The organism is Acidobacteriota bacterium (genome assembly GCA_039030395.1).
Taxonomy (GTDB): domain Bacteria; phylum Acidobacteriota; class Thermoanaerobaculia; order Multivoradales; family JBCCEF01; genus JBCCEF01.
Window position 1 is genome coordinate 1 of the sequence record JBCCEF010000037.1, and the last position, 18,013, is coordinate 18,013.

At 66.3% G+C, this 18,013-nt stretch carries 5 protein-coding genes; 4 read left to right on the forward strand and 1 reads right to left on the reverse strand.

The features are described from left to right. Positions 1-423 precede the first annotated feature (423 nt). Entirely contained in the window at positions 424-978 is a 555-nt protein-coding gene (locus AAF481_19900; protein ID MEM7483432.1) for a hypothetical protein, read from the reverse strand. 716 nt (positions 979-1,694) lie between these two features. Between AAF481_19900 and AAF481_19905 the strand changes: the two genes are divergently transcribed. The 4 genes from AAF481_19905 to AAF481_19920 form a co-directional block, all read left to right on the forward strand. Further along, positions 1,695-2,060 carry a hypothetical protein gene (locus AAF481_19905; protein ID MEM7483433.1) on the forward strand — a complete coding sequence of 122 codons (366 nt, stop codon included), beginning with the start codon at positions 1,695-1,697 and terminating at the stop codon, positions 2,058-2,060. A 748-nt stretch (positions 2,061-2,808) separates the two neighbouring features. Then, positions 2,809-3,228: a hypothetical protein gene (locus tag AAF481_19910; protein MEM7483434.1), complete on the forward strand. Its 420-nt coding sequence runs from the start codon at positions 2,809-2,811 to the stop codon at positions 3,226-3,228. After that, positions 3,225-4,943 (forward strand): hypothetical protein, encoded by a 1,719-nt coding sequence (locus AAF481_19915; GenBank protein ID MEM7483435.1) that lies wholly within the window; start codon positions 3,225-3,227, stop codon positions 4,941-4,943. The genes AAF481_19910 and AAF481_19915 overlap by 4 nt, the downstream gene beginning before the upstream one ends. A 23-nt stretch (positions 4,944-4,966) precedes the next feature. Continuing rightward, positions 4,967-18,013, forward strand: a 13,047-nt coding sequence (locus AAF481_19920; GenBank protein MEM7483436.1) for a hypothetical protein, incomplete at its 3' end; no start/stop codon positions are given.

Consider the following 18,013-nt stretch of genomic DNA (forward strand, 5'->3'; position numbering starts at 1 on the left):
CGTCAGGAAACGGAACGCCTAGATGCCGCCTGAGGTGCTGCGTGCGACGCGTTTCCGTAGGACCTTGCTGCTGAGAGAAGGGCTCGGACTCAACACCGAGCCAACAAGAACTGACCTGTCCACTGAAACGGGACAGCTCCAACCCACGATCAAGCGCCACCCGAATATCGGAATTGTCCACGCCCTCGCAGGGCGCCAAGCTTCATGCAGCCTTGGGACCTGAGGCGCCCCAGCAGATCATGGCGTTTCATGCTGCGACCTCGAACTCCTCAATAGTTCGAGCCCTCCCCGAATAGGTGCCACGATGCTCTGTGCTGGCACCTTTAGGGGGCAGGAGAGTGGATTTCGGATGGTACCTCTAGAGGTCCGAATTCAGTGGTACAGGCCGAACGAAGCGCGGATTGTGTCCGCAGCAACTACTGGTTAGGACGCACCGAACCGACGTCTCAATTTGGAGTTCTTCTCGATCTCGGACCACAAGGTTGGCACGGTCTTGTCTTGGACCTCAACCAGAGGATCATCCTTGTGCTCTTCAAAGACGACCGAGACTTGCCACTCGTACCCACGGATCAGCAACGTGTACGGCGATTCCGAGCCGGCGATGGACATCTTCCGGATCTCGAAGAGATTGCGAATACAGAGTTCAGTGTCGGGCTTTGGCGGCCGATCGGCAAACGACCAATCGAGATTCGCGACGGGGAACATTCGAAGCACGGCCACCGAGTTGTGAAGCTCAAGCTCATTGTCGCCGATAGGTGTGAGTCCGTACTCCCAGCAGTCGCGCTCAAGGGGAAGAAGAAGTCTGCGGCCGCGCAAAGAGACGCGCTCCGGTACCAGCCGTGCATCATGGACAAGGCTTGAAAGAAACGACTCATCGTGACGGTAGTTCGAGTCGAACCGAATTCGATACCGGATCTTCCGCGGCCTCCGGCCGGCAAGACCCCTAAACAGCTCTGAGAAGTCAGGTAGTGTGGTCATAGACTAGTGCCAGCCAAACCAGGTGCCAGAGTCTAAGGTAACGCAGCAGATCCCGGCGCCTCGTACTGCGATCTCAAACTATACCTACGGCGAATAGGCTGCGCCCAACGCGTCGGAACGGATGAACTCGACGGCCTCCCGAGGAGTGATGCTCAGCGTTCCCAGAAGCGCTTCGCGGCTGGTTTTGAGGTTGGCGCCTGGAATCTCTTCAATCCAGCCGGTTCAGCCCTCGCCTTGCTCCGTGCAGCCTAGACGTGTCGTTCGAACTCGTTCAAGCATTCTACTTCATCGCGCCCACGGACACCCCGGACAAGGCGCTGCCCCCCAACGAGGTCCTAGATTGAGGGACCACCCTCGTTTCGAGCGGAAGGTGGGCCGTTCGTTCTTCGCTTAGTTCCGCAGGCGTGGTGGCAGCCGAAGGATCGAAAGACGGGCTTGCAGCGAAGTCCGCGGATTCGCCCACAGCGATCTGCCTCGCTCTCTGCGTCTCTCAAGAACATGAGCGGGCACCTGCCGGAAGCAAAGGAATGGTGCGGCTAGGAGGACTCGAACCCCCGACCTAGAGCTTAAGAAACTCTATACCCAAACCCTCACTTGATCTCTCCCCAGGTTGCTAGAGCCCTATTTTTCAGCTCTTTTTACCTACCCTCCATGGTCCCCTCTCCCCGATTTCGCTTACAATCGCTTACCATTTGCTTACCAATCGGGAAATTCGCATGCCGAAGCTCACCAAGAGGGCGGTCGATGCCGCCGGTCCGACCAACGCGCCGAAACAGACCTTCGTGTGGGATTCCGAGATCAGAGGCTTCGGTCTGCGCATCACCGCCAAAGGGCGAAAGACCTTCGCCTTCCAGTTCGGTGCCTTCGAGGGTCATGCGCGTCATGTACCCCGGGTGACGAACGTCGTCGTAGCGGAAAGTCCAGGCCTCCTCAACGGATCCGAATGGGAATCTGGTGTTCGGAGGGCTATCGCCCTCGGAGACATAGGTTTCGTCTCCTCCCAGGCCGCCACCAGAAAGGCGGGGAGACAAGTTTCCGGGCCAAGCCGACCCAAACGCCCGGCAAGCCGTACCATTCAGTAGATGCTCGCTCCCCCCAAATCCGAGGCTTCCATCCAAACCGCACTCGCGGACTACCCAGGGGGCTGGAAGACCCTTGCGCAGCGTCGGCGCTACTGGGAGAAGCAGCTCCGATTGTCCGAAGCGCAGGTCGCCTGGCTGCCCCGCCAGCCACGCTTCAAGCGATTCCTCGGAGCGGTTGCCCCGGGCTGGCGCTCTATAAGTGACGGTGGCGGAGACGCCTTGGAGCACCAATTGACGTGCGAGCCGGGCGAGGCGCTCAAGCTCTTCAACTACCTGGCCGCCCTGATCCCCAGCTTGCAGATGCCGAGCAGGTGCGCTTTGACGCTCAGTTCTTCCGGCGAAATGGCCCTTCGCCTCAGCGACAGCAAGGGGACGGGCGTAGCCCTGGAGAGAAGGGGGACTCCGCGGCGACCGAATCTTGAGCGCTAGATTGGGCACAGACCGTTCACTCCACCGGACACAAACTGGACACAAGCAGGTCACAAGCAGGTCACAAATCGGACACAACTTGGACACTCAGAGGGGTCGAAACCGGCTCGATGGGCTGGTACGCGTCTTGCTGTAAGTGATCGATCAGTAGGATTCTCGGATCTTTGCTTGCGAAACAGTCGAAGGGCGTCGGGAGATGGTGTTGCCGGTGGCTGTCGGCCCCAAGGAGAGGTGCGCCCGGTGATCGGAAGCGACTTTCGGTGACGGGCCTTCGGCTGTTCCGGCCCTCGGGAGATCGGCACGTGTAAGGAGACTTTGGATGACCAAGAGCAAGGTGGCTAGAGCGGTTTGCGGACTGATCCCTTGGATGGTGTTTTCGGGACCGCTCCTCGCCGGTGTCCCTCCGCAGGACCTGGAGGAGGGGACCTTCGGCCCGAAGGCCATGTGCGGTCTGTCGGCCTCGGTGGCGGTGAAGGATCCGGCGACCGGTGAGTTTATCGAGACCCTCTCCACTGCCGCGAGCCCGTCGGTCGAAGAAGACGATTTCCGAGCCCTCCCGGCGCCTCCGGCAGCCCTGGTGGAAGAACCCGTCGCTGCCCGAGCCGGGGGAATTCGGGTGAGGCTCCGAGGTTGGTCTCAGCACTCGGTTTGGGCGCATCGGAAGGGCGATGGCCGCCTCGAGGTGGACTGCTCTGTCCCCTCGGAGGAGGCTCACGGAGCCGAAGGCGGCCCGCAATGAGGGCCATCAGGACAGTGGGATCGAAGCTGGCTCTCGCCAGCCTCGTCACGATTCTGGCCTTCGGGATTTCCTCCGACGTCGAAGGTGGGACTTTCGTTTCGATCCAGATCGAAGATCCGCCGAATCACGGCTTTCACGACCCGGCGCCGTACCACGATGATTCCGGCGGTTCCGCGGCCACCCTGGGAGCCGCCCGGCTGGCGGCTCTGCGCGCCGCCGTCGCGCTGTGGGCCAATCAGATCGATTCGCCGGTAGAGATCGAGATTGCAGCCCGTTTCGAGCCCCTCGGCGGTGATGCCTTCAGCGGGCGCTTGGGCTTGGGCGGTCCGGAGTCCATGTATCGGGATTTCACCGGCGCTCCCCAGTCCTCGACTTGGTATCCCAGCGCCTTGGCCAACAAGCTCGCCGGGATGGACCTCGACGGGGGAACGGCGTCGGAGATCCAGCTCGTATTCAACGCCGAGGTGGACGGCCCCGGAGTGCTCGGCTCGTCGAAGTTTTACTACGGCGTCGACGGCAATCCGCCGCCCGGCGACATCAGCTTTCTGCACGTGGCGCTGCACGAGATCGGGCACGGACTGGGTTTCACCTCGGTGATCTCGCGCAGCACCGGCGCCAAGCTCCTCGGCCTCGACGACATCTTCCTTACCTGGGTCGAGCGCGCCGGCGCGGTGCCGCCGGACTTGTCCTCTATGACCGATAGTGAACGGCTGGCGGCGCTGCGCGCCGAAGGCGAGCTGCGGTGGACCGGGCCGGCGGTGACGGCGGCGGCGCCGGAGCTTCCATTGGCCGAGGGCGTGGATGCCGATGGAAGGGTGCAACTCCACGCACCCCAGACGATCTCAATCAACTCGATGGTGCATTTCAGCTCCAGCGTCGAGCCGGACGAACTGATGGAGCCTTTTTGGCGCCCGGCGTTGGATCTGACCCTTTCCCGGGCCCTGCTGGAGGATCTCGGCTGGGGGGCGGCCGCCGACTGCCGGGAGACCGGCGTTCCGAGCCGGTCGACGGCGCCGGGAGTCTACCGGGCAGGGACCTGGATCCTCGATACGGACGCTAGCCGGAGCTTCACCTCCGGGGTGGACGCGGTGTTCGGCTACGGCCAAGGCGGCGACATCCCGGTGGTGGGGGACTGGGACGGTGACGGCGCCGACGAGGTGGGGCTCTATCGCAACGGTACCTGGATTCTCGATACGGACGGCAGCCGGAGCTTCACCGCCGGGGTGGACGCGGTGTTCGGCTACGGCTTGGCGATGGACGTGCCGGTGGTGGGGGACTGGGATGGCGACGGGGCCGATGAGGTGGGGGTTTTCCGGGACGGCTGGTGGACTCTCGATACGGACGGCAGCCGGAGCTTCACCTCCGGTGTCGATGCGGGTTTCGGCTTCGGCCTCAGCACCGACCGGCCGCGGGTCGGCGACTGGGACGGTGACGGCGCCGACGAAGTCGGTCTCTACCGGGACGGCTGGTGGATTCTCGATTCCGACGGCAGCCGAAGCTTCACCGCCGGGGTCGACGCCGGCTTCACCTACGGCAACAGCACGGATCTCGGGGTGGTGGGGGATTGGAACGGAGACGGCGCCGACGAAGTGGGGGTGTTTCGGGCGGGGTGGTGGATCTTGGATATTGATGGCAGTCGAAGTTTCACTTCGGGGGTCGATCCGGGATTCAGATTCGGCAACGGCACGGACCAACCGGCGGCAGGAGCCTGGTGATGCGGTTTTGCAAAGAGGTGAGTATGAAGATCAAGAACCGCCGCGGGATCGCTTCGCCGTCGCAGTGCTTGCATCGCCGGCCCTGGATGGCCCCTTGGGTGGCGATCCTGATCGCCGTCGCGTCGTCCCTTTCTGCTGCCAGCTCGCAGGCGGCTCCGGAGGCGGCGGAGGAATCCCGCGGGGCTCTGTGGGTGGCCGAGCAGGAAGGCATGCTGCAACTGTCGATCGCGGGAGAGCTTCGGTTGGAGGTGCCGGTCGAGGGGATCCTGCACCGCATCGCGATCGATCACCGGCGCCATCGTCTTTGGGTCGCCCTCGACGAGTCCTTGCAGCTCTACGATTTCGAAGGAGCGCTCCAGCACTCCATTCCGTGGGACAAGGTGTCCGGCCGCGTGACGGCGTTGACGGTCGATTCGGAGAGAGGGGATGTCTGGCTGTGCCGTGGAGACGAGTTGTGGAGTGTGGGCGCTGCCGGAGTGGTTTTCCAACGCATCCCGCTGGCCGACCCTTGCCGCCGGTTGGCCTTCGACGGGTTGAGCGATTCCCTGTGGCTCGCCGGTGATGCTGGGGTCTCGACCTACGATGCGGCCTCCGGAGCATTCATCGGTTCCGCTCCCCTAGGAGCCGTATCTGACCTCGCCGCTGGCCCGAGCGGTGAAATCTGGGCGGTGACTAATGCGACTCTGGCTCGATGGTCCGGCATTAGGGCCGTTCCACGGGAGGTTGCGCTGGCGCGTCCCCTCGCCGGGACACCCCGCCTGGCGGTGCTCGAGGGTGGCGTCTGGCTGGCGTCCGGCAACGAGCTGTTTCGCTTGGATCCGAGCGGCAACATCGCGGCACAGGCGCTGGCCTTCGAGGAGAAGAGCGAAGATGTCCGGTACCTGGTCGCAGATCCCCGAACCGGTGCGGTGTGGGCCTCCGAAGGGTCCGCCTTGGTGCAGGTAACGGCTACCGGGGAAGTCCTCCAGCGGATCGACTTCGAGCCTCCGGCGCGGATTCGGGATCTCGCCCTCTTCGCAGCCGGTGACGGCGCCGAAGGCGAAGGGGACGACAAGCCTTCAGATCCGAACCCTCCCCCTGGCGGCGACACGGATCCGCCGACCCTTTCGGTCACCTCGCCCCTGGAGGGCGCCACCCTCACGACCCATCGTCCCGCCCTTCGCTTCGCCTATGCCGACGCCGGCAGCGGCGTCGACCCCTCCACCCTGGCGATGACGGTGAACGGCCAACCGACAGCCCTCGAGTGCCTCGCCGGCCCGGACGACGCCCTGTGCGCGGCGGCCGACGAGCTGCCGAGCGGTTCGCTGACCCTGTCGGTGACCGTTGATGACCTGGCCGGCAATACTTCGTCACCGGCCGCTCGACAGGTCACCGTGCAGGTCGCCGCCACGCCGACCACCACCCTGGTGGGAACCCTGCGCTATCCCGACGGCACGCCCGCCCAGGGGGCGACGGTGTGGGTAGAGCAGTTCCCGGATACGACGGTGACCGCCGGAGCCGACGGTACCTTCTCTCTGGCCGGTGTTCCTGTGCCGCCGGGGACGCTCCTCGACTTCGCGGCTCGTCGCTTCCAGAACCCGATTCTCTGGCTCGCCTTCGAGTCGGCACTTCAGCCGGTTGCCGGTGGCATGACGGATCTCGGGATCGTCGAAATGTGGGCTGAGTGTGACCGCTTCGTGACCGCTCCCTCCTGGTCCATCGATCGATCACGACTGAACGACGTTCACGCGATGGCCGTCTTCGACGGAGGGGACGGGCCCGAGGTCTATGCCGGCGGCCGTTTCAACGTCGGCTCCACGGGAGCACTGAATCGCATCGCCCGCTGGCGCGACAACCGCTGGCAGACGGTCGGCGGCGGCTTGGGCTCGGACTCGCAACCGGCGGTCGATGCCCTCGTCGTGTGGGACGACGGCCAGGGCCCTGCTCTGTATGCCGGCGGCGCCTTCAAGTCCTCCGGACCGGGCGCGACGGTCCGCAATCTCGGGATGTGGAACGGCGAGACCTGGCGCCAGGTGGGCGGCGGGGTCAACGGCGCGGTGAACGGCCTGGCCCTGTGGGACGACGGCGGCGGTGAGGCACTGTACGTTTCCGGTTCCTTCGATCAGGTGGGCCTCCAGCCCGATGGTCTGGGCGGCGATCGACTGGTGCTGGCGAATCGCATCGCCCGCTGGGACGGCGCGGCGTGGTCCGAGGTGGGTGGAGGTGTGCCCTCCAGTTCCTCCGGCCTGCGGCTTTCGGTGCTCGACGACGGGTCCGGGGCCGCCCTTTTTGCGTGGGAATGGTTGCAGGGCAACCGCATCTGGAAGTGGTCGGCCGGGAGCTGGCAAGAGCTGCCGGCGCCACCCTCGGTACTGGGCGACGACCTGTTGGCCCTGGTGAGCGCCGACGACGGCTCCGGTCCGGCGCTCTTCGCCGCCGGGGCACAGGTGTTGCGCAAGTGGAACGGCGCCACATGGATCACTCTTCTTCAGAGCACCCTGACGGACAACTTCACGTCGCTGGTGGCCTTCGACGATGGCCAGGGGTCGGTGCTCTACGGCTCCGGCCCCTTCTCGGCCATCACCGGCTTCGAGGGTGCGAACCACCTGCGGCGTTGGGACGGAACGAGTTGGTCCGCGCCGCTGTCCGATAGCGAAACCACCGTCCATGTGGTAGAGGATCTCGGTCCGGTACCCTCCCTTCTTCGCGGGGAAGCCCTCGCCGAGTGGCAGGACGACGATTGGAGCCCTTTCGCCACCGGCGTCGATACGGAAGGCGCGGTGACGTCTCTGGTTTTCGCGCACACCCCTGGCGGTCCATCCGTTCTTTTCGCCGGTCCAGAGAGAGCCGGTGGCGTCGTACTCGGGGGTGCGATCGGTCGGTGGGACGGCAGCTCGGTGTTCACGGCCACCCAGGGTATGGGCGGCGGCAGTAAGGTCGTCGAGGCGGACGACGGTGTCGAGCGGCACGTCTACGGTTTGGACGAGGCGACCGGCCAGGTGGCGGAATGGAACGGCATCGGCTGGGATCCGATCGGCGATCCCATCGGCTCGGCGATCCATGATGTCGACTGGATCGACCTCGGCCAGGGCAAGCGCCTCTATGCGGCGGGCGACGGTCTGTTCCGCTGGAACGGCGCGTTCTGGGCGGCCCTCGGTGGGCCGAACTCTGTTGTCGTTCTCGAAGAATGGTCCCAGCAGCTCTGGGTCGGAGGCCGCTTCCCGGCCTCAACCGGGCAATGGTCGGCTAACCTCACGAGTTGGAACGGCTCGGCCTGGAGCAGGCTGGATCCCTCTCCTATCGGTTCTGTCACCGCAGTCCTCGGCGGCGGTAGTGAGCTTCAGGTCGCAGGTAGAATTTCGGTAAGAGACGAGGGAGTGAGGTTCGCGGGTCTGGCCGCGTGGGACGGCAGCGACTGGGTGCGAAGTGAGAGTGGTGGGTGCGGATTCTTTAGGAATCGCTTTTTGCCCCCCGGCAATCCGGTGCCGGCTTTAGATGGTTGGCTCGACGCATTGCTGCGCTTCGAGGATGGTGGATTCAGGCCTCGTTTCTTGGTCGGCGGTGAATACGCGAGCGAATGTCACGGGACCGGTTCGTCGACTAGCAGGTTGCCCTATCGGAACATCAACCTGGGCGATGGTGCCGAGGAGCCGCCCGTACGGGCTCTGGCTGCGGGCCGTTGGCACGGTGCACCGGCAGTGGCTGTGGGCGGAGATTTCGGCGAGATAGACGGAGTTTCGGCCGGCGGTCTGGCGATCTGGAGCACCTCGCCGAGCTGGGGCTCCTGCTCGCCGGTCGGCGAGCCGCCGCGTATCACCTTGACCTCGCCGGCGGGAGAGATGACCACGGCCGCGTCGGCCTCTCTCGGCGGATTCCTCAGCGAGCCGGCGAGGCTCACGATGGACGGGATCGAGATCGCCGTGGCGCCGGATCTCACCTTCTCGCGAACGGTGAACCTGGTCGAAGGGCACAACGTCTTCCAGCTGGAAGCGGTCGACCGCGGTGACGAGGTCGGAAGCCTGACCGCTACCATAATCCGCGACTCGGCGCCGCCGGTCGTCGCGATCGAACGACCGGCCGATGGCGTAGTGGTCTTCACGGACTCTCTGGAAATTCTGGTGTCTTACTCGGACGCCTTGTCCGGGGTCGATCTCTCGTCCTTCCAGGTCACCGTCGATGGCCTTGCACAGCCGCCCTCGGCTTGCTTTCCACGGGCCGGGCAGGCCCTCTGCACAGTAGCCTTGCCTTCTTCTGGCACCTCGACGGTAAGGGCGACGGTGGCGGACCGGGCCGGCCACGGCGCAACCGCCGAGGCCACCTACTCGGTGGATCTCTCCGCTGGCAGTACCGCGACGCAACTCGTCGGCACGGTGGTGGACGCCGGTGGCGCCCCAATTTCGGGAGCGCGCGTGCGTATCCTGGGCCGAGCCGGAGTGGAGGGCTTGTCGGTGGGCGATGGCAGCTTCTCGATCGCCGTTTCCGGGGTCGAGGCGGCGACGCCCTGGACGGTGGTGGCCGAGTCCTTCGTGGGCGGTGACTATGCGATCGCTACGGCCTCCGGCGTCGTTCCGGTCCCCGGGGGCACCTCCTCGGCCGGCGTCCTCACCCTCGCCGGCGGCTGCGGTCAGGAATTCTCGGCGGATCTCTTTGGGCGCACCGGGGTGAGCGGACGAGTACGTGCCCTCGCTGTCTTCGACGACGGCTCCGGGCCCGCGGTCTACATCGGTGGAACGGGCCTCACCGATGGCCTGGTGCCCAACAATCTGGTGCGCTGGGACGGCGAACGCCTGAGCGACGTGGCCGGGGGCCCGACCGGCTCGGTTTACGCCCTGGCGGTGTACGACGATGGTTCCGGACCGAGGTTGTACATCGGTGGCGCCTTCAGCTTCGCCGGCGGACTGGACGTCCAGGGCATCGTGAGTTGGGACGGCGGGACCTGGGAGGATCTGGCGGGGGGTGTCACCAGTTCCCGTCTGGATTTCTTCTCGGGTACTTGCATCCCGGTGTCCGGCGCAGTGGATGCGCTGCGGGTCTTCGACGACGGAAACGGTGCCACCCTTTTCGTCGGCGGCAATTTCGTCAGCGTCGGTGGCGGAATCTCGACCGATCGGGTAGCGCGTTGGACCGCTACCGGATGGGCCGGAACGGTGCCCGCGCCGGCCGGCTGCGAGCCTTGGCGGGTGAGGAGCTTCGCCGAGTACGACGACGGCACCGGCAACCGGCTGTACGCCGGCGGAACCTTCGACTCGCTGGGAGGCATTCCCCTTTCGAACATCGCCCGCTGGAGCGGGACCACCTGGGAGCCCCTCGGCGAGGGGATCGGCCGGGAGATTGCGGGAGTGCCCTCGGCGCAGTCACAGGTCAACGCTCTGGCCGTCTACGACAGTGGCGACGGTGCCGAGCTGATCGCCGCCGGGCTGTTCAACCGCGCCGGTACCTTGACGGCTTCGATCCGCAATATCGCTCGGTGGGACGGCACCCGCTGGCGGTCCCTGGATGACGGGCTGGAGGGGTATTTCTTCTCGTCCCTCGATCAGCCAGCGGGCTTGCAGGCCCTCGCCGTGCACGACGACGGTTCCGGCCCAGCTCTCTATGCCGCCGGCAGCTTCGAGAGCGCCGAGGCCGAGCGCTTCGGGGGCTCGATCGCTCGCTGGAACGGGATCTCCTGGAATGCCGTAGGCGGCGGTCTCGGAGATCCTCAGCCCGGTGGCATGGCGCTCCTTTCGAGGACTGGCGAGCTGCTGGCCGGCGGAGACTTCGACCGAGCCGGTGCCACCGGCGCCCGCGGCATCGCCCGCTGGCGACCTTCCGGTTGGCGCGGTTTGGGCGCCGGCCTCGACGGACCGGTCCACGCCCTGACCCTGTGGGACGACGGCAGCGGTCCGGCGCTCTATGTCGGTGGCGACTTCCGCTCCTTCGGGAATGTACTCCTCAACCGCATCGGTCGGTTCGACGGCCGCCACTGGCAACCCCTCGGCGGCGGGATCGACGGTTCGGTGCGCTCCCTGGCGGTGCACGACGAGGGGGCGGGCCCCCAGCTCTTCGCCGGCGGCCGATTCGACACCGTTGCCGGGGTTGCGGCGGGTAACGTCGCCCGCTGGGACGGACTGGCCTGGAGCCCGCTGGCGAACGGGGTTTTCTGGGACAACGGGTCGGGTAGCGATCTCGCCGTCGTCCGGGCCCTGGCGTCCTACGACGACGGCAGCGGTCCGGCTTTGGCGGTGGGCGGATTCTTCGAGCAGGCGGGATCAGTCACGACGTCCAACCTGGCTCGCTGGCAGGGCGGCGTGTGGTCCGGATGGGGCGGCGGAGCGCAGGGGGAAGTCCATGTGCTGCGGGATCTCGCCCTCGGAGGTATGCGCGCTCTCTATGCCGGCGGGGAATTCACCGCCATCGATGGTGCTTCCTTGGCACACGTAGCCCACTGGAACGGGGCGGCCTGGTCGCCCCTGGGCAGTGGCCTGAATGGCCCGGTGAAAGCACTTGCACCCTGGGGCGCCGATCACCTGGCGGCCGGTGGTTCCTTCGCCGGGCGATTTTCGCTCTGGGACGGTAGCTCCTGGTCCGGTTCCACCGGCGGACAACCCACCAATGAGGTCCTCGCCATCGAGCCGTGGCTCGATGACCTTGAGGCAACCTTGGCGGCCGGCGGCAGGTTCTTCGATGCCGGTTCTGCTTCTGGCTTTCGCATCGCTTCCTGGAACGGCAGTACATGGCGCGGCTTCGGCTACGGCATCGAAGGCGGCGATGTCTTCGCCCTCCAAAGTTTCGACGATGGGTTCAGCCGAAGTCTCTACATAGGCGGTGATTTCAGCACCGCCGATCGGCAGAAATCGGCCTTCCTCGCCCGCTGGCACCGGCCGCTGGAGTGCTCAGGGCAGGTGCCCGTGGTCACCTGGACTTCGCCAAATGCCGGCGAATTGATCACCAGCCTTCGGCCGGTGCTCGCGGTCACCTATTCGAGTACCAACGGCTCGGTGAGTCAGAGCACTTTAGCGTTTTCGCTGGGTGGCGCGCCGCTGGCGGTCTCCTGCAACGCGAGTCCCTTCTCAGCGAACTGCACGCCGACGGTGGACCTGCCGCAGGGTGAAATCACCCTGACGGCAACCGTCGAGAGCGACGCCGGAGTGCCGTCCGCCCCGGCCGCGAACACCTTCACCATCGACTCCGAAGGCCCATCGATCACCCTCGACGCGCCGGCCGACGGAGCGGTTCTCGATACCGATCTTCCGCAGATGTTGGTCAGCTACTCAGATGCCGCTTCGGGTATCGACGAGGGAACCTTGGCCCTGGTGCGCACGCCGTCCTACGGGGTGCAGTGTCTAGCCGGACCCACCGGCGCCACCTGCGACGCGACCACCGCTGTCGCCGAGGGCCCGGTGGAAGTGAGCGCGACGATCGAAGACCTCGCCGGCAATGCTTCGACTCCGGCGACGGTCGCTTTCACCGTCGATCTCGGGCCTCCCACCCTCACCATCGTCGAGCCGGCGGACGGCTCGGTGGTGCGCACCCGCGAGCCGGAGATCCGGGTGACCTATGCAGACCCCGGGGTCGGGATCGATCTGGCGTCATTGGCCATCACCTTGGAGGGAGGCGCCGTCGCGATCACCTGCAATCCCTCGGCGAACGAGGCGAACTGTTTGCCGGATGCGCCACTGGCGGCCGGTTTCTACACCGTGGACGCCACGGTGGAGGATCTCGCCGGCAAGGTCGCTACCGACGCCGCCACCTTCGAGGTGCCGGACGACCTCGACGCTCCGGTGATCACCTTGACGGCTCCGCCGCCGGGATTCGTCACCAACCAACCGGTGACCTTCACCGGTAGCGTGAGCGAAGACGTGGTTCTGACGATCGATGGTCAGACGGTGCCGTTGGATGCAGGGTTGACCTTCACCTATGGTCCCATCGCCTACCCTCACGGCCTGCAGACGGTACTGTTGGTCGCGACTGATCCTTCGGGCAACTCCTCCGATCTCTCGACCGCTCTCGCCGTCGATACGGTGCCGCCGGAACTCTCCTTTCAGCAGCCGGCACCGGGGGCCTATCTCGATTTTTCGGCGAATGATCTACAGCTCACGGTGGGGGACAACGGCTCCGGCGTGGACGCGGAATCCTTCACTCTCCACCTCAACGGCACTCAGGTGCCGGGGCGCGATTGCTCCCTGTGCACACCGATTGCGAGTTGCACCGTTGCCGCGCCACCCGCCTCCGGCGTCGTCACCGCCGAGGCCACCGTGCGCGACCTGGCGGGCAACGAAACCACCGTCAGTCGGACCTTCTCCAGCGATCCGGGACTCGATCTCGTCCCGCCGCGGGTCCGCCTGGTCGCCCCGCGGGACGGTCTGGTTACCCGCCAGAGCAGCGTGCGCTTCATCGGCTCCATCGACGAGCCGGGCACCGTCACCCTCGATGGCGCCTCCGTTCCGCTGGGCACCCAGCTCGACTTCGACTTCGGACCGGTGAGCCTGGTGGAAGGTGAGAACACGTTCACTCTGGTGGCGACGGATACGGCCGGCAATGCTCGCACCTGGCCGGTTCATCTGACCCGGGATTCCGCCGCTCCGCCGCCGGTGGACGAAACCAGGGTCACGGTGGGTGTTCCCTCCGGCGGCTTGGCTCCGGTCACCGGCGCCGCCGGAGCCGTGGTGACGGTAGAAGACGGCATGGTGGTGTTGATCGTGAACCCGGTCAGCGGTGCCCGTGCTGAGGCTCTTCCCGCCGCCGATGGTTCTTTCGACGCCTCGCTGGCGGCGCGTGGAGAGGATCGCCTGTCGGTCTCCGTGCGAGACTTGGCCGGCAATCTGAGTCCGGTACGTTTTTTCACGGTGCCGGGAGTGGTGACCCTGCCGCCGGATCCGGCGACGGTGGCGCCACCGCTCGATCGGACCGTCGCCACCGATCCTTGCGAGGCCCATCGCTTCCTCTACGAGGGTGCCCAGCCGATCCAGGAAGGCGCGCAGCTCTCCTCGGTCGAATGTCACCGCACGGCCGTGGTGCGAGGGCGCGTCCTCGATGTCTCCGGGCAACCCTTGCCTGGCGTCACCGTCAGCACCTTCAGTGCTCCGGAACTGGGCAGCACCCTGAGCCGGGCCGACGGCCGCTTCGACTTGGTTGTCCACGGCGGTGGGAAAGTGATCGTGCGACTGGCTAAGGCCGGACATCTGGCGGCTCAGCGAAGGGTCGAAGCGCGCTGGGGTGGCTGGGCGAGCTTGCAGGATGTGGTGTTGCGGGTGGTGGATGCCCCGGCCGGCGTCGTCACCGGCGGGGCGACCGGTTCGCAGGTGGTTTCCGGCGCGATGGTGACCGACTCCGAGGGCAGCCGGCGGGCTTCGCTGCTGTTCCCGGCGGGCACAACCGCCGCGGCGGAATTCCCCGACGGTAGCACCCAGCCTCTGCCGAGCCTCACTGTGCGGGCGACGGAATTCACCGTCGGTGACCTGGGCGACGAGGCGATGCCCGGCGACCTGCCGGCGACTAGCGGATACACCTACGCCGTCGAGATTTCCGTCGACGAGGCGGACGCCCTGGGGGCCACGGGAGTGGTGCTGTCGGAGCCGGTGGCGAGCTACACGGACAACTTCCTGTCGTTCCCCGTCGGCACCCCGGTGCCCTCGGCCTACTACGACCGCGCCGAGGGCCGCTGGGTGCCGTCCGCCAACGGGCTGGTGATCGCCCTGGTGGGCGTGTCCGGAAGCTTGGCGGATCTCGATCTGGACGGCGACGGGCAACCGGAGGATGCCGCCGACCTCCAGGCGCTCGGCATCGACGCCGCCGAGCGCACGGAACTGGCTTCGCTCTATTCGGTGGGCGAGGAGTTTTGGCGGGTTCCGGTCACTCACTTCACGCCCTACGACTACAACTTCCCGCAGGCCCTACCGGAGGACGCCGAGCCGCCGAGACCGCCCAAACCGCGCGGCGGCGACGCCGACAAGAAGGACACCGACTGTTGGGGCCGCGGCTCGGTCATCGAATGCACCAACCAGATCCTCGGAGAGGTCATCGGCCTGGTGGGGGTGCCCTATGCGCTTCACTACTCGAGCGATCGGGTGCCCGGGCGCAAGGCGGCCTTCGAACTGGACGTGTCCTTGGACGGCGGGCAGCTCCCGGCCTCGGTGCAGCGCATCGACCTGGAGGTCGAGATCGCCGGCCAGCGCTTCGCGGAGAGTTTCACCGCGACGCCGGGGCAGATGGGAGGGGTGGCGTGGGACGGCCAGGATCCCTACGGCCGGACGCTTCAGGGTCCGCAGCCCTACCTCGCGCGGGTGGGCTATGTCTACGACGCCGACTACGGTGCACCACCGGGCTTCGAGTCGCCACTCTTCGGCCTGCCGCCGACGGGGCCGATCACCGGCAACCCGGCGCGCCGGGAGGTCACCCTGTGGGGCACCTTTGAGGGCGAAATGGGGCAGTGGGACGCCAAGGCCACCTTCGGTTTGGGCGGCTGGAGCCTGACCCCGCACCACGTCTACGACGCCTTCACCAAGACCCTCTACCGAGGCGATGGCTCCCGCCGCCGGGTGGACAACGCCAAGATTCTGACCTCGGCGGCGGGCAGGGGCACCTTCGGTTTCGGCGGCGACGGCGGTCCGGCGGAAGAGGCGGAAATGCGGACACCGACGGACATCGAGGTGTCGCCCGATGGCTCCTTCCACTTCCTCGATTCCGGCAACTGCCGGGTGCGGCGGGTGGACTCCACCGGCGTGATCACCACCGTGGCGGGCACCGACTGCGCCGAAAAACCGCGCGGCGACGGCGGACCGGCCACGGAAGCCTGGCTCCACGGCCCTCAGGGTCTCGCGGTGGCGCCGGACGGCGCCCTCTACATCGCCGACACCTTCCACAGCTCCGTCCGGCGAGTGGACCCGGAGACCGGCATCATCACCACCGTCCGGGACTTCACCGGCACGGGCCTGTTCTATCCGGCGGACGTGGCGGTCGGTCCCGACGGTCAGCTCTACGTGGCGATTCAGTTTTCGCTGCCGCTGGTGGATGTGATCCTGCGCATGTCGCCGGATGGCAAGATCTTCTCGCGATACGCCGGTGGGCGTTCAACAGCGCTGACACCAGAGGAAGTCGACCGATTCAATACCTTTGGCTCGGGCGGTTTGGCTCTCGATGCTTGGTTCAGTGAACCCGTGGACCTTGAGTTCGACGCGGAGGGAAATCTCTACTTCGCGGAAGTCTCCTCGCACCGGGTATGGCGGGTGGAACCGGGTGGATTCATCGTTTCGGTAGCGGGTAGCTACGACGAGGCGGCGGACAGTTACTCCGGCTACTCCGGTGATGGGGGGCCAGCAGACCTAGCGCAGCTTTCGAGCCCCCGTAGCGTGACGATCGCTCGGGACGGCTCGGTGCTGATTTCCGATTCAGAAAACCACGTCATCCGGCGGGTGGATCCCCAGGGGTATATCACCACCATCGTAGGCACCGGCGAAGCCGGCTTCAACGGCCAACTCCTGCCTGCCGGGCAGACTCTCCTCAACGTGCCGGCGGCGGTGGCCTTGACGCCGGAGGGCGAGTTGCTGGTGTCCGATTCCTTCAACGACCGGGTGCGCAAGCTGGACTCTCCGGTACCCGATCCGATCATCCAGACGGCGACCATCGAGATCGCCTCCGAGGACGGCTCGGTGATCTTCGTCTTCAACGCCCAGGGCCGGCATCTGGAGACCAAGGACGCGCAGACCGAAGAGTCCCTGCTGACCTTCCACTACACCCCGGAAGGCTGGCTGGAGCGCATCTCCGACGCCTTCGGCAACGACACCACCATCGAACGGGACGTGGACGGTCGGCCGCGAGCCATCGTGGCGCCCTTCGGCCAGCGGACGGTGTTGGAGACCTACCCGAGCGGCTACCTGGAGTCGGTCACCAATCAGGCGAACGAGACGGTGACCTTCGAGTACTCGCCAACGGGTGAGGGGCTTCTCACCAAGCTCATCGACCCACTTTCACGCGAAACCACCTTCCGCTACGCCCCGGACGGCCGGCTGGATCGCGACACGGACCCGGCCGGCGGCTTCACCGACCTCGTCCGCAGTGAGAGCTACAGCGAGACCACCGGCATCCAGTCGACCACCGTCACCAAGACCAGCGCCGAAGGGCGGGTGACGACCTATGTCACCGAAGAGCTGCCGGGCGGTGTCCGGCGGAGCACCGTCACTCAGCCCGATGGCACCCAGACGGTCGCTGAACAACATCTCGATGGCAGCCGGGAGGTGACCTCCGCGGACGGCGTCGTGTCGCGCATCGTCGAAACCTCGGACCCGCGCCTGGGAATGCAGGCTCCGGTGGTCAACGAGGTGGTGATGACCACCCCTGGCGGTCTGACCTATCGCACCGTATCCGATCGCCAGACCACCGCTACCGATCCCCAGACCGGCGAGGCGACGGAGATCACCTCCACCTCGACGATCAACGACCACACCGTGCTGACGGTCCTCGACCTGGTGGCGCGGACCGTCACGACGACCACGCCGGAAAGTCGGGTGGGGGTCTCGACCTACGACGAGTACGGTCGGATGGTGGAGTCACGGGTTGGAGATCTAGAGCCGATCATCTACGGCTACGACGACCGCGGCCGGCTCGAAACGGTGACCCGCGGTACCCGCACCACCACCTACGACTACTGGGAGTTCCCGCCCAACTCGAACGGCTTCCTGCGAAGCGTCACCGACCCGGCGGGTCGCGAGTCGGTCTTCCACTACGAGACGGCAGGGCGGGTGCAGCAGCAGGATCTGCCCGGTAGCCGCACGGTCTTCTCCTTCTACGACGATGCCGGCAACTTGACGGCCCTGGTGCCGCCGTCGCGGCCGGGGCACGGCTTCACCCCGTCGGTGGTGGACCTTCCGGAGCAATACCGTGCCCCGGCGCCGGATGGGCAGTCGAGTCCCTCGGTCACTGCTTTCCTGTGGGATCTCGACCGCCGTCCGGACTTCGTCACCCGCCCGAACGGCGACACCATCGACTACTCCTACGACCCGACCTCCCACCGGCTGTCGGCAATCACCATCCCGCGCGGCGCCTACACCTACGGCTACAACGCCGCGACCGGCACGGTCGCCTCAATCACCGATCCCTCCGGCGGCTCGTTGGCC

Coding starts and splice junctions, on each gene's coding strand:
- AAF481_19915 (MEM7483435.1), top strand. CDS start 3,225: ATGAGGGCCATCAGGACAGTGGGATCGAAGCTGGCTCTCGCCAGCCTC.
- AAF481_19900 (MEM7483432.1), bottom strand. CDS start 978: ATGACCACACTACCTGACTTCTCAGAGCTGTTTAGGGGTCTTGCCGGC.
- AAF481_19905 (MEM7483433.1), top strand. CDS start 1,695: ATGCCGAAGCTCACCAAGAGGGCGGTCGATGCCGCCGGTCCGACCAAC.
- AAF481_19910 (MEM7483434.1), top strand. CDS start 2,809: ATGACCAAGAGCAAGGTGGCTAGAGCGGTTTGCGGACTGATCCCTTGG.